The 20,137-nt window shown below is 69.3% G+C and carries 16 protein-coding genes; 8 read left to right on the top strand and 8 right to left on the bottom strand.

Annotated features, from left to right (window positions below):
• Nucleotides 1-119 precede the first annotated feature (119 nt).
• Nucleotides 120-437 (bottom strand): SWIB/MDM2 domain-containing protein, encoded by a 318-nt coding sequence (locus LXT21_RS35590; RefSeq protein ID WP_254042684.1) that lies wholly within the window; start codon nt 435-437, stop codon nt 120-122.
• Nucleotides 438-834: 397 nt separating this feature from the next.
• Here LXT21_RS35590 and LXT21_RS35585 point away from each other — a divergent pair, with 397 nt between their 5' ends.
• The 5 genes from LXT21_RS35585 to LXT21_RS35565 all read left to right on the top strand — a co-directional run bounded on the left by LXT21_RS35585 (nt 835) and on the right by LXT21_RS35565 (nt 9,643).
• A complete protein-coding gene (locus tag LXT21_RS35585) occupies nt 835-1,815 on the top strand; it encodes an NAD-dependent epimerase/dehydratase family protein (RefSeq protein WP_254042835.1) in 981 nt (326 codons plus the stop codon).
• 89 nt (nt 1,816-1,904) lie between these two features.
• Nucleotides 1,905-2,570, top strand: coding sequence for an HAD family hydrolase (locus tag LXT21_RS35580; protein WP_046711679.1), 666 nt, complete (start codon nt 1,905-1,907; stop codon nt 2,568-2,570).
• Between the two features lie 13 nt (nt 2,571-2,583).
• Nucleotides 2,584-4,194: a lactate racemase domain-containing protein gene (locus LXT21_RS35575; protein ID WP_046711678.1), complete on the top strand. Its 1,611-nt coding sequence runs from the start codon at nt 2,584-2,586 to the stop codon at nt 4,192-4,194.
• 8 nt (nt 4,195-4,202) lie between these two features.
• Entirely contained in the window at nt 4,203-8,618 is a 4,416-nt protein-coding gene (locus LXT21_RS35570) for an AMP-binding protein (protein WP_254042683.1), read from the top strand.
• A complete protein-coding gene (locus LXT21_RS35565; RefSeq protein ID WP_254042682.1) occupies nt 8,615-9,643 on the top strand; it encodes an NAD-dependent epimerase/dehydratase family protein in 1,029 nt (342 codons plus the stop codon). The genes LXT21_RS35570 and LXT21_RS35565 overlap by 4 nt, the downstream gene beginning before the upstream one ends.
• Before the next feature lie 134 nt (nt 9,644-9,777).
• Here the strand turns inward: LXT21_RS35565 and LXT21_RS35560 are convergent, their stop codons facing one another.
• The 3 genes from LXT21_RS35560 to LXT21_RS35550 all read right to left on the bottom strand — a co-directional run bounded on the left by LXT21_RS35560 (nt 9,778) and on the right by LXT21_RS35550 (nt 12,570).
• The gene (locus LXT21_RS35560; protein ID WP_323395408.1) at nt 9,778-11,400 is read right to left on the bottom strand and encodes an MFS transporter; all 1,623 of its coding nucleotides are present in this window, start codon (nt 11,398-11,400) and stop codon (nt 9,778-9,780) included.
• Nucleotides 11,401-11,530: 130 nt separating this feature from the next.
• Nucleotides 11,531-11,686 carry a hypothetical protein gene (locus tag LXT21_RS35555; RefSeq protein WP_254042681.1) on the bottom strand — a complete coding sequence of 52 codons (156 nt, stop codon included), beginning with the start codon at nt 11,684-11,686 and terminating at the stop codon, nt 11,531-11,533.
• Between the two features lie 2 nt (nt 11,687-11,688).
• A complete protein-coding gene (locus tag LXT21_RS35550; RefSeq protein ID WP_254042680.1) occupies nt 11,689-12,570 on the bottom strand; it encodes a GGDEF domain-containing protein in 882 nt (293 codons plus the stop codon).
• Between the two features lie 225 nt (nt 12,571-12,795).
• Between LXT21_RS35550 and glgC the strand changes: the two genes are divergently transcribed.
• Nucleotides 12,796-14,025 (top strand): glucose-1-phosphate adenylyltransferase, encoded by a 1,230-nt coding sequence (gene glgC / locus LXT21_RS35545; protein ID WP_254042679.1) that lies wholly within the window; start codon nt 12,796-12,798, stop codon nt 14,023-14,025.
• Nucleotides 14,026-14,032: 7 nt separating this feature from the next.
• Entirely contained in the window at nt 14,033-14,566 is a 534-nt protein-coding gene (locus LXT21_RS35540; protein WP_254042678.1) for a GNAT family N-acetyltransferase, read from the top strand.
• On the opposite strand, the gene LXT21_RS35535 is transcribed toward LXT21_RS35540, so the two are convergent.
• From LXT21_RS35535 to add, 4 genes are all read right to left on the bottom strand, one after another.
• Nucleotides 14,559-15,026 (bottom strand): hypothetical protein, encoded by a 468-nt coding sequence (locus tag LXT21_RS35535; RefSeq protein WP_254042677.1) that lies wholly within the window; start codon nt 15,024-15,026, stop codon nt 14,559-14,561. The genes LXT21_RS35540 and LXT21_RS35535 overlap by 8 nt on opposite strands.
• A gap of 126 nt (nt 15,027-15,152) precedes the next feature.
• Entirely contained in the window at nt 15,153-16,577 is a 1,425-nt protein-coding gene (locus tag LXT21_RS35530; RefSeq protein ID WP_254042676.1) for an RtcB family protein, read from the bottom strand.
• Nucleotides 16,578-16,752: 175 nt separating this feature from the next.
• Nucleotides 16,753-17,532, bottom strand: a complete 780-nt coding sequence (locus LXT21_RS35525; RefSeq protein ID WP_254042675.1) for an SDR family NAD(P)-dependent oxidoreductase — start codon at nt 17,530-17,532, stop codon at nt 16,753-16,755.
• 105 nt (nt 17,533-17,637) lie between these two features.
• The gene (add, locus tag LXT21_RS35520; RefSeq protein ID WP_046711669.1) at nt 17,638-18,801 is read right to left on the bottom strand and encodes an adenosine deaminase; all 1,164 of its coding nucleotides are present in this window, start codon (nt 18,799-18,801) and stop codon (nt 17,638-17,640) included.
• Nucleotides 18,802-18,893: 92 nt separating this feature from the next.
• Here add and LXT21_RS35515 point away from each other — a divergent pair, with 92 nt between their 5' ends.
• Complete coding sequence (locus tag LXT21_RS35515) at nt 18,894-19,934, top strand: outer membrane protein assembly factor BamB family protein (RefSeq protein ID WP_323395403.1); 1,041 nt, start codon at nt 18,894-18,896, stop codon at nt 19,932-19,934.
• Nucleotides 19,935-20,137 lie beyond the last annotated feature (203 nt).

The raw sequence follows: 20,137 nt of genomic DNA, 5'->3' as shown, positions 1-20,137 counted from the left end.
TCCAGCCAACGCTCCAAGGGCCCGGATTCCCACGAGCCCCTCGCCACAAAAGCAGAGGGCTCACCGGAATCCTCCGGAGAGCCCTCGAGATGCAGCCGCCGGGTGACCCGGCCTTGGGTTCAGCTCAGCTGCTTGTTCACCAGCGAGGTCATCTCGAACATGGTGACGTTCTTCTTGCCGCCGAAGATGGGCTTGAGCTTGTCGTCGGCGTTGATCTGCCGCTTGTTCTTCGCGTCCTGGAGGTTGTTCTTCTTGATGTACGCCCAGAGCTTCTTGACGACCTCGGTGCGCGGCAGCGGCTTGGTGCCGACAATCTCAGCCAGCGCGGCGGAAGGAGTCATCTCCTTCATGAAGGACGCGTTGGGCTTACGAGCCTTGGCAGCAGGGGCCTTCTTGGCGGCGGGAGCCTTCTTCGCAGCAGCTTTCTTGGCAGCCATTCGTCTTGAGTCTCCTCCCCTCCGAAGGGGACGTTGTGCGGCCTCGCTTCAATTCAAGCCAGTGCCGGTGGGGCGTAGGTAGCACGCCCAAGCCCGAAAAACAGCCCTCTCCTGCGTTTTTCCCTCTAGAAACGCCCTACGCAACGCGTTTCATGCCCGAGAAACCGGCTCCGCAGCATGTCTTCCCTCGGGGGCGAACCTCTCGGACGCGAAAAATGCGCCCGGAGGGCCACCTCGACAGGGTGCCTCCCTCCTCGCAGAGAGGCCCTTGCGTCGCCGCCCAGGCCCGACCATCCGGCCTCCGCGCGATTCGTCGTCCCCCGAGCGCTCGAACGACCCCAGGTGGGAAACCCCTTGCGGACGAGGTGTACTTTTTTGGATGAAACGTCCCATGCCCATGCGTGCCCTCATCACCGGAGCTGGTGGCTTCCTCGGAATCTGGCTGACCCGCGCCCTCGCCGCGCGGGGTGACACGGTGACGTGCCTGCTCAGGCGGGGCTCGGATGCCTCGGGCCTGGAGGGCATCCCCCACACCCGCGTGGAGGGGGACGTGACACAGGGGGCCTCGCTCGCCCCGGCGGTGGAGGGACAGGACGTCGTCTTCCACCTGGCCGGCGTTCGCCGCGGCGCGACACGTGAGGACTTCATGCGCGTCAACGCCGAGGGCACCCGCCTGTTGTGCGAGGCCATGGTGGCCTCCGGCAGCCGCCCCCGGCTGGTGCTCGTGGGCTCGCTGGCCGCCATGGGCCCCTCCTCCCCCACCCGTCCCCATGTGGAGGAGGACCCCTTCCAGCCCTACGAGTGGTACGGCGAGAGCAAGGCGGAGGCGGAGCGCATCGCCTTCTCCTATGGAGACCGGCTGCCGGTGACGGTGTCCCGGCCGCCGCGCATCCTGGGGCCGTGGGACCGTGAGAACCTGGCCTTCTTCCGGCTGGCGACGAAGGGCATCCGGCTGGAGCTGGCCGGCGGGCCCCGTCCCCTCACCATGGTGGACGTGGAGGACGTGGTGGACGCGCTCCTCCTCCAGGCCGAGCACCCGCGCGCGGTCGGCGAGGCCTTCTTCTGCGCGGGTCCCGGAGAACCCCTCTCCCTGGAGTCGGTGCAGGACCTGGGGGCCCGGGCGCTGGGGCTGTCACCCCGCACGGTGCGCGTGAGCCCCTGGCTGCTCACCACCCTCGCGTCGGCGGCGGACGGCGTGTCGCGCGTGACGGGCCGCAAGCTGCCCCTGAGCCGGAAGATGGCGCGGCAGCTGCTCGCCCCGGCCTGGACCTGCTCGGGCGCGAAGGCCGAGCGGCTGCTGGGCTTCCGGCCCCAGAGGGGGGTGGAGGACGCCGTGCGCCGCAGCGCCGAGTGGTACCGCGAGCATGGCTGGCTCTAGCCGTGCTAGCAGGGTCGGGGGTTGCCGCCCCCCGGCCCTCGTTTCGTTGACCTCACCCCCCTTGGAGTGTCAGGAAGCTGCGCTGCCACATGCCCTCGAAAGCCGCATTTTTCGATGTCGACGGGACGCTCGTGAAGACGAACGTCGTCCACGTCTACGCGTACTACGCGATGAACCGGGGCTCCGTGCTCGGCATCGCGGGCAGGACGCTGAGCACCGCGATGAGCGTGCCGCTCTTCGGCGTCATGGACGCGCTGGACCGCAAGACGTTCAACGAGTTCTTCTACCGGTACTACGCGGGGTTGAGCGAGGACCGGCTCGTCACCATCGCGGAGGACATGTTCGAGGACGTGCTCAAGCCCGCCCTCTTCGAGCAGACCCAGGACCTCATCGACCAGGCGCGCCGCAGCGGGTGCAAGGTGGTGCTCGTCACCGGGGCGCTGGACTTCACCATGCGTCCGCTCGCCCGGCACCTGGGCGCCGATGACCTGATCGCCAACAAGATGCAGTTCGTGGGCGGCAAGGCCACCGGCAAGGTGATTCCGCCCATCATCGAGGGCGCCAACAAGGCGAACTCCATCCGCGCCTACTGCACCAAGGAGGGGCTGACCTTGGACAAGTGCCACGGCTACTCCGACAGCGCCTCCGACTACGCGATGCTCGCGGTGGTGGGACGTCCCACCGCGGTGAACCCGGACCTGCGGCTGCGCTCCATCGCGCGCGCCTACAACTGGCCCATCCTCGACCTCAAGTAGCCCCGTGCCCACCATGCGCCCGTTCAAGACGCTCCAGAAGCTGTACGACGAGGAAAGCCAGGTCGTCATCACCGAGAAGGGCAGCCCCCCGCGCGCCCTGTTCTACGGCGAGGGTTTCCTCCAGGAAGACCTGCCCGTGGGCACCCGGGTCATCTTCCCCCGTCCGCCCATGGCGGGCGTGCCCAACGTGAAGGCCGCCATCCGCTGGGCCATCAATCACCCGGAGGGCATGGAGCCGCTGCACGCGCTGCTCAAGCCGGGCATGCGCCTGACGTGCGTCATCGACGACATCAGCGTGCCCCTGCCGCCCATGGTCACGCCGGACGTGCGCCAGTCCATCCTGGAGATCGTCCTGGAGTTGGCCGCGGACAGCGGCGTGGACGACGTGCACCTGGTCATCGCCAACGCGCTCCACCGCCGCATGACGGAGGGGGAGATGAAGCGGATGGTGGGCGAGAAGATCTTCGACGCCTACTACCCGGACCGCTACTACAACCACGACGCGGAGGACCCGGACGGCATCGTCGCGCTCGAGCGCACGGCGCACGGCGAGGAGGTCTCCGTCAACCGCCGCGTCGCGGAGAGCGACCTCATCATCTACGTGAACGTGAACTTCGTGCCCATGAACGGCGGGCACAAGTCCATGGGCACCGGCGTGTCCAACTACGCGTCGCTGCGCCACCACCACAACCCGAAGACCATCCGGGCGTCGGACAGCTACATGGAGCCGAAGACCAGCGCGCTCTATCGCAGCAACGAGCGCATCGGTCGCAACATCGACAAGCACCTGAAGGTCTTCCACATCGAGACCACGCTGAACAACCGCATGTTCGGCGCGCCCGTGGACTTCCTGGCCAAGCGCGAGGAGGACTACACCGAGGGCGACCGGCTGAAGTTCCAGGCCATGCGCTACGCGTTGTCGAAGATGCCGCGCGCGGCGGCGCGCAAGGTGCTCAACGCCATCCCCGCGCCCTACGACGTGACGGGCGTGTACGCCGGAGCGACGGAGCCCGCGCACCAGAAGACGCTGGAGACCAGCTGGAAGCAGTACTCGGTGCCGGTGGAGGGGCAGAGCGACATCGTCATCTTCCCCATCCCGTTCATCTCGCCGTACAGCGTCAACTCCATCCTCAACCCGCTGCTCGTGCAGGTGATGGGGCTGGGCTACTTCTTCAACCTCAACCGCGGCGTGCCGCTGGTGAAGAAGGGCGGCGTGCTCATCCTGTTGCACCCGGCCTACGACGAGTTCGACCCGGAGCACCACCCCAGCTACATCGAGTTCTTCCACCGGCTGCTGCCGGAGACGCGCGACTCGATGAAGCTGGAGCACAAGTACGAGAAGGAGTTCGCGGAGAACCCCAGCTACGTGCACCTGTACCGCAAGAACAACGCCTACCACGGCGTGCACCCGTTCTACATGTGGTACTGGGGCGAGAACGGTCGCCAGCACGTGGGCAAGGTCATCGTCGCGGGCGCGGAGAACAACCACGTCCCGGCGCTGCTCGGCTGGGACCGCACCGACACGCTCACCGAGGCCATCGAGGAGGCGCGCGGGTTCATGGGGCGCTCGGCCACCATCAGCCTGCTGCGCATCGCCCCCACGGTGATGGTGGACGTGAAGTGAGGACGGACATGTCACCGCTTCCCGAGCTGAACGTCTCCCAGGTCTTCACCGGCAAGCGCCTGCTCTTCGCCGGTGCCACGGGCTTCGTGGGCAAGGTGACGCTGTCCATGCTGCTGCACCGCTACGGGCAGGAGCTGGAGCGGGTGTACGTGCTCGTCCGCAAGGGCAGCGCGGCCTCCGCCGAGCGGCGCTTCTTCGACAAGGTGGCGACGAGCGAGCCCTTCCAGCCGCTGCGCGACACCTACGGCGAGGAGGGCGCGCTCGAGTTCCTGCGCAAGAAGTGCGAAGTGATTGACGGCGACATCACCGACCCCTGGGTGGGGCTGGAGGAGTCGCGGGTGGCGGAGCTGACGGGCCAGGTGCACGCCTTCGTCAACTGCGCGGGCCTGGTGTCCTTCAACCCGTCGCTGGAGGTCGGCCTCAACGTCAACACCCACGGCGTGAAATACGCGGTGGAGCTGGCGCTGCGCTGGGGCGTGCCGCTCATCCACATGTCCACCTCCTTCGTGGCGGGCAACCGCAGCGGGCTCGTCTTCGAGGACGAGGAGGTGCGCGGCTACTTCCCCAAGAAGGACGAGCTGGACGGGCGCGACTTCAGCCTGGAGCAGGAGCTGAAGGACGCGGAGCGCATCGTGGCGCGGCTGCGCGAGCAGGCCGATGACCGCGCGCTGACGTCCACCTTCCGCAAGAAGGCGTTGGACCGGCTCGCCGAGGAGGGCCGCGACGTCAACGACGAGAAGACGCTGCGGCTGGCGGTGGGCCGTGAGCGCAAGCTGTGGCTGAGCGGCGAGCTGGTGCGCGCGGGCATGGAGCGCGCGGCGCACTGGGGCTGGCCCAACACGTACACGTACACGAAGTCCCTGGGCGAGCAGGTCATCGCCGCCACGCCGGGGCTGCGCTACGCGATTGTGCGGCCCTCCATCGTGGAGAGCGCGCGGCACTTCCCCTTCCCCGGCTGGAACGAGGGCTTCACCACGTCCGCGCCGCTGGCCTTCGCCGGCATCAAGGGCCCGGGTGGCATCCCCGCCGGTGAGAACACCATCCTGGACATCATCCCGGTGGACCAGGTGGCGGGGGCGACCCTCGGCATCACCGCGCACTCCATCCAGGTGGAGGAGCGGCGCGTGTACCAGCTCGCGTCCGGCGACGTGAACCCGTTCTACGCCAGCCGCTCGGTGGAGCTGGTGGGCCTGTACCGTCGGCGCTACTACCGCAACCGCGAGTCGGGCAACGCGGTGCTCAACTCGCTGCGCTCGCGGCTGGAGCCGCAGCCGGTGAGCAAGCTGGAGTTCGAGCTGTTCAGCGCGCCCATGCTGGTGCGCGGCGCGAAGTTCCTGAAGAAGGCCATCGACGAGGTGCGTCCCGCCTGGGGCGCGCCGGCCGTGCAGGCCATGCTGGACAAGGCGAAGGTGTCGCTCGACGGGGTGGTGGACGGCAACGCGAGCCTCATCGCGATGACGGACCTGTTCCTCCCCTTCCTCTACGAGAACCGCTACGTCTTCCGCTGCGACAACACGCGCTCCGTCTACACGCGCATGGCGCACGCGGACCGGCTGAAGATTCCGTGGGACCCGGAGCACATCGACTGGCGCGCCTACTTCATGGAGACGCACCTGCCGGGCCTGGAGAAGTGGGTGTTCCCCGGCCTGGAGGAGGAGCGCGAGAAGCGCACCGTCATCCCCGCGCACCGGGACCTGCTGGAGATGTTCGAGGCGACGGTGCACGCGTACCGTCACCGCGTGGCCTTCCGCATGGTGTCGGGCGAGCGGGAGGAGCGCTTCACCTTCGGGGAGGTGCACCGCTACGCGGCGCGCGTGGGCAGCTTCCTGCTCAGCTCGGGCGTGAAGGCGGGAGACCGGGTGCTGCTGGTGTCGGAGAACCGGCCCGAGTGGGGCACGTGCTTCTTCGGCATCCTCCGCGCGGGCGCCACGATGGTGCCGGTGGACCCGGGCCTGAGCGAGGCGGAGGTCATCAACATCGCGAAGCGGGCGGAGGCGAAGGTGTGCCTCATGTCCGAGGACGCGGCGCGCGACTTCCCCGGCCTGTTCGGCGCGCTGGGGGACTCGGTCATCATCGCGAGCCTGGCGCAGGCGATGACGGGCGACCCGGCGGCCAAGGACGACCGCATCGGCACGGTGCGCAAGTCGGCGTCCGCGGATGACCTGGCGAGCCTCATCTTCACGTCCGGCACGACGGGCACGCCCAAGGGCGTGATGCTCACGCACCGCAACTTCGCCTCGCTGGTGGCGAAGCTCGCGGGCGTGTTCGACGTGGGCGTGGGCGACGGCGTGCTGTCCGTGCTGCCCCTGCACCACACCTTCGAGTTCTCCGCGGGCTTCCTCACGCCGTTCTCACGCGGCGCTGAAATCACGTACATCGACGAGCTGACGTCGGACCGGCTGGGCGAGGTCTTCGAGACGGGCCGCATCAGCGCGATGATTGGCGTGCCGGCCTTGTGGCAGCTCCTGCACCGCAAGATGACGCAGGAGTTCGCCAGCCGTCCGCCCATCGTCGAGCAGGCCATCAAGGCGATGATGGCCACGCACGGCGAGCTGCGGAACCGGGCCGACATCAACCTGGGCAAGCTCTTGTTCTGGCCGGTGCACCGCAAGTTCGGCGGTCGCATCAAGGTGCTGGTGTCCGGTGGCTCGGCGCTGCCCGAGGAGGTCCACAAGGCCTTCCACGAGCTGGGCTTCAACATCACGGAGGGCTACGGCCTGACGGAGGCGGCGCCGGTGCTCGCGGTGGCGAACCCGGGCAACAAGCGCACGCCGGGCTCGGTGGGCAAGCCGCTCACGGGCGTCGAGGTGAAAATCCTCAACCCGGACAACGACGGCATCGGCGAGGTGCTGGCCAAGGGCCCCAACGTGATGGCGGGCTACTTCGGGGACCGGGAGGCGACGGAGGCCGTCCTCAAGGAGGGCTGGCTGCACACGGGCGATTTGGGCCGTGTCGACGCCGAGGGGCGGCTGTACCTGGTGGGCCGCGCCAAGGACGTCATCATCGACCACAACGGGAAGAACATCTACCCGGACGAGCTCGAGGAGCTGTACCAGGAGCACCCGCACATCAAGGAGCTGTCCATCGTCGGCCTGCCCGACGAGGCGGGTGGCGAGAAGGTGGCGTGCCTGTGCGTGCCGGACTACGGCGAGCGCCCCCGCGAGGAGGTGCGCCGCGAGCTGGAGGAGCACTTCCGCAAGACGGGCGCGGGCATGCCCTTCTACCGTCGCATGAAGGTGCTGCGCTTCTGGGACGGCGAGCTGGCGCGCACGTCCACGCGCAAGGTGAAGCGCAAGCTGGTGGTGGAGGAGCTGCAGCGGCTGGAGCGCATGGCGGCCTCCGCCACCAAGGCGCGCGAGAAGGTGTCCGCGGCGGCGACGACGACGGGCGGCGTGGCCGACTGGCTCTTCCCGCTCATCGCCGAGGTGAGCCACAAGCCGGTGTCGAGCGTGCGGCCGGAGACGCAGCTGACGGGAGAGCTGGGCTTCGACTCGCTGATGCTCACGGAGCTGTCCAGCGCGCTGGAGGCCGCGGGTGTGCCGCTGCCGGCCATCGATGACTTGACGCAGGTGCAGACGGTGGAGGACCTGCGCAAGCTGGTGGTGGCGTCCGGGAAGCGGCCGTCGGCGGAGACGCGCGCGAAGGACATCTCCAAGCAGAATGAGAAGGCGGAGGAGGTGGAGATTCCGGTGCCGGACGTCGTCGCGGACGTGGGCCGGCAGCTGCTCTCCTTCGGGCAGAAGGTCCTCTACGGCGGCGTGTTCGACGTGAAGGTGACGGGCCGTCCCTTCATCCCGATGAACCGAAACTTCCTGGTCATCGCCAACCACGCCAGCCATCTGGACGCGGGCCTGGTGCGGGTGGTGCTGGAGGAGCAGGGAGACCGGCTGGTGTCGCTGGCCGCGCGCGACTACTTCTTCGACACGCCGCTCAAGCGCGCCTGGTTCGAGAACTTCACCAACCTGGTGCCGATTGAACGGCACGGCTCGCTGCGCCAGTCGCTGCGTCAGGCGGGCGAGGCGCTGCGACAGGGCTTCAACGTCCTCATCTTCCCGGAGGGCACGCGCTCGCCCACCGGTGAGCTGCAGGAGTTCAAGTCCACGCTGGGCTACCTGGCGCTCACGTACCGGGTGGACGTGCTGCCGCTGTACATCCACGGGGCCTTCGACGCGTTGCCCAAGGGCAGCGTGTTCCCCAAGTCGAAGGACCTGAAGGTGAGCATCGGTCCCGCGCTGGGCCACGAGGCGCTGCGCGCGCGCACGCAGGGCATGGCGCGCTCGGAGAGCTACCGCTACGCCACGCGCATCGCCGAGGACGCGGTGCGGGAGCTGCGCGACGGACGGGTGCTGCACCTGGACGCGCCCCCTTCGGTGGACGTGCAGGTCATGCCCGCGCATGACGCGCCGGGAGGGAAGAACTCGTGAAGCTGCTGGTGACGGGAGGCACGGGGTTTCTCGGCGCGCATCTGGTGCCGAAGCTGGTGGCGGCCGGGCACACGGTGCGCCTCATCGGGCGCTCGCGTCCGACGAGCCCGGCGTACCAGGGCACCGAGTACGTCGCGGGTGACTTGAAGGACCGGGAAGCGGTGCGCCGCGCGCTCGACGGCGTGGAGGGCCTGTACCACCTGGCCGGGCTCGTCTCCTTCCAGCCGAAGGACGCGCGCAAGATGTTCGAGCTGCACGTGGACAGCACGCGGGAGCTCTTGCGTGACGTGCGCGAGGCGGGCGTGAAGCGCGTGGTGCTCGCGTCCACCTCCGGCACCACGGCGGTGTCGAAGGAGGAGGCGGTGCTCGACGAGTCCGCCGACTACCCGCTCGCGGTGGTGGCGCGCTGGCCGTACTACCTGTCGAAAATCTACGAAGAGAAGCTGTCGCTGGAGTACTGCCGCAAGCACTCGATTCCGCTCGTGGTGCTCAACCCCAGCCTGTTGATGGGGCCCGGGGATGACCGGCTGTCGTCCACGTGGACGGTGGTGAAGTTCCTCAACCGGGAGCTTCCGGCGATGCCGGGTGGCGGCATGTCCTTCGTGGACGTGCGCGACGCGGCCGAAGCGTTCCTCCAGGCGCTCACGCGGGGCGAGGTGTACGGCCGCCACCTGATGGGCGTGAACATGACGATGACGGAGTTCTTCCACCGTCTCGAGCGCCTCACGGGGGTGTCCGCGCCCCGGCTCAAGCTGCCCAAGCAGGTGAACATCCTGGGCGGCCATCTGCTGGAGCGCTGGGCGAAGCTGCGCGGCACGCCCGCGCCGTTGGACCCGCAGGAAGTGGAGATTGGCGAGCACTACTTCTGGCTGGACGCCGCCAAGGCCGAGGCCGAGCTGGGCTTCCGCGCGCGGGATGCGCAGGAGACGCTCGCGGACACGGTGAAGCACATCTACGCGAAGCTGCCCCCGGGAAGCCTCCCCGGCACCAAGGGCCGCCTCGGCGAGCTGCGCGACGGGACCTGAGTCACACGCGGCACGGGCGGGGAGACCCGCTCAGTGCTGCCCCGCGCACGTGATGGAGTCTCACCTCCGCGAGTGCGCAAGACACCATCGAAGAAGCGCGCGCCCCTCATCGCGGACGCGCCCTCCCCTTGTGCTCAGTGCTGCCCCGCGCGCACGTTCTTGAGCATCACCGCCGCGACCACCGCGAGCGTCGCGAAGACGACCACGCCCAACCCCGCCGCGATGTTGATGCCTTGCGTGAAGGCCTCCCGCGCGGGCACGAGCACCGCGTCGCGCAGTCCCGCCGGGAGCGCGGAGGTCGACGCCACGGCGCCGATGATGCTCTCGCGCACGCTGTCGGCCACGCCCGTCGGCACCTCCGCCGGCACCGCGTCCTCCATGTTCCGCCGGTAGACGGCGGTGGCGAAGCTGCCCAGGATGGCCACGCCCAGCGCCACACCCAGCTCGTTCGCCGTCTCCGACGTGGACGCGGCGGAGCCCGCCTTCTCCGGCGGCACCGAGCCCACCACCAGGTCCGTCCCCAGCACCGCCATGGGCGCGAGCCCCATGGTCACGATGACCGAGCCGACGACCAGCACGACGGGCCCACCCACGCTGTCCACCTGGGACATCACCAGATAGCCCACGCTGGAGAGCGCCAGTCCCGCCGCCATGACGTAGCCCGGCCGCATGCGACGCACGACGAAGGGCCCCAGCGACGAGCCCACCATCATCCCCAGCATCTGCGGCACCATCCACATCCCCGCCTCCAGCGGCGTGCGTCCCGCCACCAGTTGGAGATAGAGCGGCACCAGCAACCCCATGCCGCCGGTGACGATGGCCACCAGCAGCAGGATGAGCAGCGTGGAGCTGAACGCGCGATTGGCGAACAGCCTCGGGTCCAGCAGCGGGTGCTCCAGCGTCAACTGCCGCCGCACGAACACCACGCCCATCCCGAGCCCCACCACCAACGCCACGAAGGCCTCCACGTGCCAGCCGTGCCGCGCCAGCTCCTTGATGCCGTAGATGGTCGGCAGGATGGCCGCGAGCGACAGCACCACGCTCGTCAGCTCCAGTCGCCCCGCCGAGGCGTCCCGGTACTCGGGCAACAGCGCCGGCGCCGTCAGGAGCAGCACCACCATCACCGGCACGCCCAGCAGCAGCGCCGCGCCCCACCAGAAGTGCTCCAGCATCCAGCCTCCGAGCAGCGGCGCGATGACCATGCCGATGAGGAAGCAGTTGAGCCACACCGCGATGGCCACCGAGCGCTGCCCCGGCGCCTGGAACATGTTGCTGATGAGCGCCAGCGTGGAGGGCATCAACGTGGCCCCCGCGATGCCCAGCGCCGCGCGCGCCGCGATGAGCATCTCGGGGCTCTTCGAGTACGCCGCCACCACCGACGCCACGCAGAACCCCCCGGCGCCAATCAAGAGCAGCTTGCGCCGACCGATGCGGTCCCCCAGCGTGCCCATCGTCACCAGCAGCCCGGAGAGCATGAAGCCGTAGATGTCCATGATCCACAGCTGCTGCGTGCTGCTCGCGCCCAGCTGGGAGCTGAGCTGCGGCAGCGCCAGGTACAGCACGCTGACATCCACCGAGATGAGCAACGTGGGCAGCACGAGCACCACCAGCCCCGTCCACTCCCTCCGTCCCGCCCGCGCGGGCACCGGGCTCGCCATGTCCTGCTCCGTCGTCATCATCGTGAGTCCCCCGCCGCTCTCGCGGCGACGCGCCGCCCCTGGATGTCCCAGGTCGGCGCCGAGCCCGCCGACGGCCACGCCGCCGACTCCTGACAACACACGCCAGGCGGGCCGGACGCGGGCGCGCTCCTTCCATCACCTATCGCTTCAATCGGGACCGCGCCGTCACACGGAAGGGGCCTCGGCAAGAGGCCGCCCGCTCCGGAGGCTAGCGGCCCACCGTCTGGCGGGCGCGCTCCACCATCTGCCCCGCCCAGGGCTCCGAGCGATGGCCCCACACCCAGGCCGCGCCCAGGAAGCTCAGGCCGAGCAGCACGAGCACCAGCCGCGCGAGCACCGAGGGCCCCGCTTCAGCCTGCGCCATGCTCAACCCACCACCTTGTTGCGGCCCGTCTTCTTCGCCTTGTACAGGTTGGCGTCCGCGACCTTGATGAAGTGCGTGGGCTCCGTCATGTCGCCGGTCATCTCCGCCACGCCGATGGAGATGGTCACCGGAATCTCCTTCTCGTCGTAGAAGAACTGCTTCTCCGCGACGAGCTTGCGAATCTTCTCCGCGAACAGGCGCGCCTTGTCCGGCCCGTCCTCGGGGATGACCACGGCGAACTCCTCGCCGCCGTAGCGCGCGAAGCACTGCTCGCGGCGCACCAGCCGCTTGACGGACTGGGCCAGCTCCCGCAGCACGTAGTCCCCGGCCAGGTGCCCGTGGACGTCGTTGATCTGCTTGAAGTGGTCGATGTCGAACATCATCAGCGACAACGTGCCCTTGTACCGGCTGGAGCGCCCCATCTCCCGCTCGAGGTACTCGAGGAAGAAGCGCTTGTTGTTCACGCCGGTGAGGCCGTCCGCGATGGTCAGCGTGTAGATGGTCTCGTGGTACTGGGTCTCGATGTTGTCGCCATCGAGGAACTTGAAGATGGAGCCGCCGACCTTGATGAGGTCGCCGCTGCGCAGGGGCTGGGCCTGCAGCACCTCCTGGTCGTTCAGGTAGGTGCCGTTGGTGGAGCCCAAATCCTCCACCAGCATCTTCCCGCCCCGCCCCAGCACGCGGGCGTGCCGACGGGAGACGTTGTCCAGGTCCACCACGATGTGGTTGTGCTGGTCTCGCCCAATGGTCAGCTCGGAGTCGTCGACAAGGTACTTCTTGCCGAGCTCCGGGCCGTGAATCTGCACAAGGCAGCACTCGGTGCTGCGCTCGGGGCGCAGATCCAGGGAGGAAATCTTGGTGACGCGCGTTTCGTCGCCTGACATCGCCGCCAAGGCTAGCACGACCCCGTTTTCGGAAGCCAAGCAACCCAGGTGGGAACCGTGCTTCCCGGCGCCCGGCCGGAGCCCGGTGGCGCGGATGTCCCACATCTGGCGAGTCCGTCCCGGTGCAGAGGACGTGGGTGGGCGGTTGGGCACTCAACGAAGGCAGCCGAGCAGGCCTCGGCGCCCTTGTCGCCCGAGGGGGGCGGACTAACGTCCGGCCCACCTATGTCCAAAGTCCTGGCGATGATTCTGGCGGGCGGCGCGGGCACGCGCCTGGAGCCCCTCACCCGTGAGCGGGCCAAGCCCGCCGTCCCCTTCGGGGGGCGCTACCGCATCATCGATTTCGCCCTGTCGAACTTCACCAACTCCGGCGTCTACCGCGTCAAGGTCCTCACCCAGTACAAGAGCGACTCGCTCAACAACCACCTGTCCCGCGCCTGGCGGATGTCGGCCTTCCTGGGCCACTACGTGGAAGCCGTGCCCGCGCAGATGCGGACCGGCACGGACTGGTACAAGGGCAGCGCGGACGCCATCTACCAGAACCTCAACATCATCACCGACGAGGAGCCCGACTTCATCTTCGTCTTCGGCGCGGACCACGTGTACCGGATGGACACGCGGCAGATGCTCGACTTCCACGTGTCCAAGCGCGCCGCCTGCACGGTGGCCGCCATCCCCGTGCCCATCGAGCAGGGCCGCGAGTTCGGCATCATCGACGTGGGCCCCGACGGGCGCATGCGCCAGTTCCTGGAGAAGCCCAAGGACCCTCCGCCCATGCCGGGCAACCCGAAGATGTGCCTGGCCTCCATGGGCAACTACCTCTTCACCACGGAGGTCCTGGTGCAGGAGGTGGTGCGCGACGCCGCCAACGAGACGAGCGCGCACGACTTCGGCAAGTCCATCATCAGCGAGCTCTACAAGTACGCGCCGGTGTACGTGTACGACTTCGCCACCAACGAGATTGCCGGGCAGGAGGGCAAGGAGCGCGGCTACTGGCGGGACGTGGGGAACATCGACGTCTACTACCAGTCCAACATGGAGCTGGTGGAGGTGGACCCCATCTTCAACCTCTACAACGACCGCTGGCCCATCCACACGCAGGCGAACAACTACCCGCCGGCCAAGTTCGTCTTCGCGGACCAGGACAACCAGCGGGTCGGCCACGCCACGGATTCCCTCATCGCCGAGGGCTGCATCATCTCCGGCGGCAAGGTGAACCGCTCGGTGCTGTCCCCGAAGGTGCGCGTCAATTCCTACTCGGAGGTGGAGGCGTCCATCCTCTTCGAGAACGTCACCATCGGCCGCAGAAGCCGCATCCGCAAGGCCATCATCGACAAGAACGTGGAGATTCCGCCGGGCACGACGATTGGCTACGACCCGGTGGAGGACAAGCGGCGCTTCCACGTCACGCCGGATGGCGTGGTGGTGATTCCCAAGGGCATGAAGGTGACGTGAGGAAGCCATGGGCGCGTCGGGCGGCCTCCACCTGCGGCCAGCACGGGACTCGGACCGGCGCGCCCTGTGGCGCGTCCACACCGAGGCGGTGGGGACGTTGTGTCAGGGCGTCTATGCCCCCGACGAGCTGAGCACCTGGGTGCGGCTGTTGCGGCCGGAGGGCTATCTGCGCCCGGACCGGCCGCGCACCGTGCTGGTGGCGGAGCGGGACCGGCGGCTGGTGGGCTTCGGCCAGCTGGACCCGCTCAACGGGGAGCTGGAGGCGCTGTACGTGCTTCCGGACCAGGTGGGCCACGGCGTGGGCACCCACCTGCTCGCCGCGCTGGAGTCGGTGGCCTGGGGCGGCGGAAGTCCCCAGGTGGGCCTGGACGCGAGCCTCAACGCGGAGGACTTCTACCGTCACCGGGGCTACGTGTCGCTGCACGAGGCGCGGCGGCCCCTGACGGCGCGGGTGCAGCTGGCCTGCGTGCGGATGCAGAAGCGCAGGCCCGTGCTGCCGACGCGCCGTGGGGCCCCCACGGGAGCGCCCGCGCCTATTTGAAGGCGGCCTTCACCTCGGGCTTGAAGAGCACCACCAGGGCCCAGATGCTGATGGGGAGCGCAAGGCAGCCACAGGTGCCACAGCATGGCACCAGTGACGCGAAGCCGCCGGCCACCGCGAACCCCCAGTTCTGGAGCTTCTTCATCATCAGCGCGCCGAAGAAGGCGAGCGCGTTGAGGAGGATGACGGGGCCGTACCACATGAGCCGGCCCGCGAAGGAGCTGGTGGAGGTGAGCAGGGCGCGGTTCTGCTCCAGGGCGTCGTGATAGGGCGCGAGCGCCGGGTTGTTGAAGAGCTGCTCCAGGTCATCCGGATTCACCGGCGACAGCAGGCTGACGATGGCCCACAGCAGGCTCACGCCGGCCAGCACCATGAGCAGGATGGCCGGAACCGACACGGCGTCCTTGGGGTTGGAGCGAGGAAAGCCGTCTCCCGCGGGAGCTCCGTAGGTGTTCTCCATGTCCTTGTCTCTCCCTTGATGCGTGAAGGGTGGGTCCGGGCCCACGCGCGTGGGGCGCATTCCAGCCAGGGGACGGGGCGTGGACCAAGAAAAATGGCACGCCGCCGTCCCCAGGGGTGTTGTAGCTCAGGCCTTGAAGGTGAGCAGCGGGGCCAGACGCGCGACCTCGCGGACGATGCCGGCCTCCACCTGGGAGTCCACCACCGGACGGATGGGCTTGTAGGCGGCGGGGGCCTCCTCCACGCGGCGCTCGGCCCTCAGGGAGATGCAGTCCACGCCGGCCAGGCCCAGCGCCGCCTCGCTGTGGTCCGCTCCGCCGCGCGACATGGCGAAGCGCGAGCGGGCCCGGCCCGCCCCGTGGGACGCGGACTCGAGCGACCGCGCGTCACCACACCCCACCATGAGGAAGGACGTGGCGCCCATGGAGCCGGGGATGATGACGGGCTGCTCGGCGCCCGCGGGGCAGGCCCCCTTGCGCGCGAGCCACCCGCCCTCGTACGGGAGCGTGAGGTTGTGAGGCACGTCGTAGACGAGCGGCGCCTCCACGTCTCCGAACAGCTCTCGCAGCGTCTGGCGCAGCAGCTCCGCGAGCAGCAACCGGTTGAGGAAGGCGTAGTTGGCGGCGGTGGCCTCCGCCTCCAGGTAGCCGGCGACGAGCGCCTCGTCGGCGAGAGGAAGGATTCCGCTCTCCGGGAAGGGCGCGCCCTGGGGCCAGGCCTTGCGCGTGCGCTCGCGCCAGGCCACGCCCACGTGCTTGCCGACGTCGCGGCTGCCCGAGTGAATCATGAACGCGAGCTGCCCTTCTCGCACGCCCCACGCCCAGGCCCGCGCGCGGTCCTCGACGGCCTCCACGCGCTGCACCTCGACGAAGTGGTTGCCTCCGCCGATGGTGGCCAGGCCCGCGTCGCGCACCACGCCCTCGCGGGTGAGCGCGTCCGGGGCCCAGGTCGGGTTGCCGTGCAGCGCGCCGCCCAGGTGGACACGCTCGACCTCCGCGTCGAGCTGCGCCAGGTCCGCGCTTCGCGCGCAGCCCAGCGGCGTGTCCAGCGTCTCCAGGAGCCAGCCAGGGAGGCCATCACGCAGGAGCGCGGTGGAGGCGCGCGAGGACATGGCGACGTCCCGCGTGCCGAAGAAGTAGTGGCCCTTCATGCGCTCGACGAAGTCGTCGCGGCGGGAGAGGAAGTCCTCCACCGACAGGTCGGCGACGTGCAGGCGCATGCCACAGTTGATGTCGGTGCCCACGGCGCCGGGGACGACGAGTCCCCGCGTGTGCAGCACCGAGCCGATGGCCACGCCGGAGTCGCCCGGGTGGAAGTCGGGGGTGGCGCGCACGCGGAGGACCTCTCCGCCGCCCGGGTGCTTCAGGGCCGCGAGGTGCGCGAGTTGTTGGAAGGCCTTGCCCTCGACGGGCAGGTCCGGTGGGAGGAGCACCTCGGCGGGCGGCGCGTTCGCGTCGCCCAGGAGGCGCACGGAGTAGAGGCGACCGTCATAGGTCACCTCGAGCCCCTCGCGGGCAAGCGCCCGCAGGAGCCGATTCAATTTCGGCTGCATGACCAACTCGGGAATGCCCCGAGGGCTCGCGTGCGAGCGCCCCGGGGAGACGTGGCGGAGGAGATGGTGGACCTTGGGTCAGCAGCCGCGGTCGCCGGACGGCCCGAAGGCCATCCTCAGCGCGCAGGGACGCCGTGGGTCCACGAACCTGACAGCACCCCTCGCCCGTGCCCCCCTACGTCGCGCCGGACAACCCGCCATCCACGTTGATGGCCGCGCCACTGATGTAGCCACCCCGCGGCGACAGCAGGAAGGCCACCACGTCCGCGAACTCCTCCGCGCGCCCCACTCGCCCCAGCGGGATGCCCGCGTTGCGCGCCATCTCCGACTGGAACGTCTCCACCGGCTTGCCCAGCTCCTGCGCCCGGCGCACCCACTGGCCACTCTCGATGATGCCCACCAGCACCGCGTTGACGCGGATGTTGCGAGGCCCCAGCTCCTTCGACAGCGCCTTGGTGAGCGCCATGCCCGCCGCGCGCGACACCGACGACGGCGTCGACTGCGCGCCCGGCGTCTTCGCCCCAATCGCCAGCACGTTGACGATGGCGCCACCGCCCGCCTCGCTCAGGTGCGGCAGCACATGGCGCGACGCGCGCACGGCCGCGAACAACTTGAGCTGCAGGTCCGCTTCCCACTCCGCATCCGACACCGACGCGAAGGGCCGGGCCGCCGCGGTGCCGGCGTTGTTCACCAGCGCGTCCACCCTGCCCCACCGCGCATGCGCGGCGTCGACGAAGTGCTCCACCTCCCACGCCTTGGACACGTCCGCCTGCACCGCGAGCACGTCCCCACCCTCGGCCCTCAGCGCCTGCGCGGTGGCCTCCAGCCGCTCCGCGCCCCGGGCGCAGAGGGCCACCTTCGCCCCCTCCCGCACGAGCCTCCGGGCCACCGCCGCCCCCAGCCCGTCCGAGCCCCCCGTCACCAGCACCACCTTGCCACCCAGCTCCAGGTCCACGTGCGCCTCCGTCCCGGGCCATGACACCAGGAGGCCCGGGAGGGAACCGCCTGCATGGCCACCGACGCGCGGCCGATGACGCCGCGCGCGGTGGAGGCTACGCCATCACGCCGGCTGCTTCACCGGCACATGCCGCTTCTTGTCGAAGGCCACCAACGTGTTGGCGATCTCCTCGTTCACCAGCCGCAGCATGTCCTGCTTCTCCCGGAACGGGAGGAAGGCGCTCTTGAAGCCGGAGACGATGATGGTGGCCAGGTCGTCCAGCGACAGCCCCAGCTCCTTGTGCGCCACCCACAGCTCCTTCGTCACCGTGGTGTCGGTGATGAGGCGGTTGTCGGTGTTGATGGTCACCCGCAGGCCGTAGTCGAAGTAGAACTTCAACGGGTGCGCCTGGAGGCTGGACACCGCGCCCGTCTGCACGTTGGACGTGGGGCAGACCTCCAGCGGAATCCGGTGGTCGTTGACGTAGTTGAGCAGGTCCCCGTCCTCGCGCAGCCGCGTGCCGTGGCCGATGCGGTGCGAGCCCAGGTTGTGGATGGCCTGGGAGATGGACTCGGGGCCGTACGCCTCACCGGCGTGCGCGGTGCAGTTGACGTTGTTCTTGAGGATGAGCTGGAAGGCGTCCTTGTGGTCCTTGGCGGGGAAGCTCGCCTCGGCGCCGGCCAGGTCGAAGCCGATGACGCCCCGGTTCTTGTAGGCCACCGACAGCTCCGCCAGCCGCATGGACGTCTGCGGGTTGATGTGGCGGATGCCGCAGACGATGACGCCGCACTTGATGCCCGTCTCGCGCTTGGCCACGCGCAGGCCCTCGAGCACCGAGTCGATGACCGTGGTCATCTTCAGGCCCTTCTGCAGGTGCAGCGCGGGCGAGTAGCGCACCTCCAGCCAGCGCACGTTCTCCGCCGCCGCGTCCACCGCCAGCTCGTACGCCGCGCGGTAGAGCGCGTCCGCCGTCTGGAGCACCGAGAGCGTCACGTCGAACGCGACCAGGTACTCCTCCAGGCTCTTGCACACCTCACCCATGTGGATGGCGCGCGCCAGGCCGTCCTCGGTGTCCGCGGGCAGCTTCACCTTCTGCTGCTCGGCCAGCTCGAGGATGGTCTTCACCCGCATGGAGCCATCCAGGTGGCAGTGCAGGTCCGTCTTCGGGAGCGCGTGCAGCAGCTCCTCCGTCACCGCCAGCGTGGGGGGCGGGACGAAGTCCGTCCGCCGGGCTCCAGAAGGGATGCCGGTGGCGCTGGGAATCTCGTCGTCACGAATCGTAGGCATGGTCGAATTTCCTTCCTTACGCCATCCTCCAAACCATGTCGCCCCGCGCGTGTCCATGCAGGCACACCCTCCTCGCCCTGGCCCTGACATTGGTGTCGGCCGCGGGGTGTCGAGAACCCGCGCAGACGGCTTTCCGGTACTCCACGGATGCATCCTCCCGCGCGGGCCTGACGTCGCTGTCCGACGGCGTCCTCACCGGCAACGAGGCCGGCGCCGTGGTGCGCCTGGACCGGACGGGCGCCGTGCAATGGCGGGTGGCCCTGGGTCGGGAGGTGGCCACGCGCCCCGTCGTGGCGGGCGACAGCGTCATCGCCGGGACGGTGGCCGGGGACCTGGTGTCCCTCTCCCTCGCGGACGGCTCCGAGCGTTGGCGCCTCACCGGCGAGCCCCCCGTCCTGACGCCCCTCGTCGTGGCCGCCGACGGGCAGTCCCTCTTCGTGGTGGCCCTGGATGGCGCGGTGCGTTCGCTCGCGGTCGACACCGGAAAGGTCCGCTGGAAAACCCCCGCGCCCAAGTCCACGGAGGCGCCGTCCGAGGCCAGTCGAGGCCTCCCCACGCCAGTCTTGGCCGACGGAAGGCTCGTCATCGCGCTCGGGGGCGCAGGCCTCGTGGCCCTGTCCGTGACGGACGGTGCCCCGCTCTGGCGACACGCCACGGGGGACGTGCTCGGCCTGGAGGTGGAAGGCGACGTCCTGTTCCTCGATACGAAGGCGTCCCAGGTCCGGGCCCTCCGCGCGAAGGATGGCGTGATGCTCTGGGAGAAGACCGTGGCGGACTCGCTCACGGGCCCACCCTCCCTGGCGATGGGCATGTTGTGGGTGGGCGCTCGGACGCAGGACGCGCCGGTGCTGGTGGGGCTTTCGCCATCGGACGGGAAGGAGCTGGCTCGCATGGGGCTGCCGGACCCGCTCACCACGCGCGTGGCCGAGGCCGGCGAGCTGCTCCTGGTCCCCACGCAGGGACGACAGGGGCGACTGGTGGCGCTGAAGCGTCCGACGTGGGAGCGCGCGTTCTCGCTGCGCACCGACACGGCCTTGCGCTCGCCGCCGGTGGTCCAGGGGGAGCAGGTCTTCGTGCTCGGTCAGGACGGGCGGGTGCTGTCCTGGAAGCTGCGCCCGCCCGAGAGCCCCTGAGTCACACCGGGCGCGTCAGGCGCCTTCATCCCCGCGCGTCCTTCACGCATCCGCGCCCGGCAGAAGAGGCCCGACACGCTCAGGACTCGCTGGTTCGAATCCAGCCCCCACCGCATAGGAGGGGTAGCCAAGTGGTCGAAGGCACCAGACTCACACTCTGACAGTCAAACCGAAGGCTTCTTCACTCGGGCGCGGACTGCCTC

The sequence above is a fragment of the Myxococcus guangdongensis genome, assembly GCF_024198255.1.
GTDB classification, from domain to species: Bacteria; Myxococcota; Myxococcia; order Myxococcales; family Myxococcaceae; genus Myxococcus; species Myxococcus guangdongensis.
This window is presented reverse-complemented; position numbering and strand designations above follow the sequence as displayed.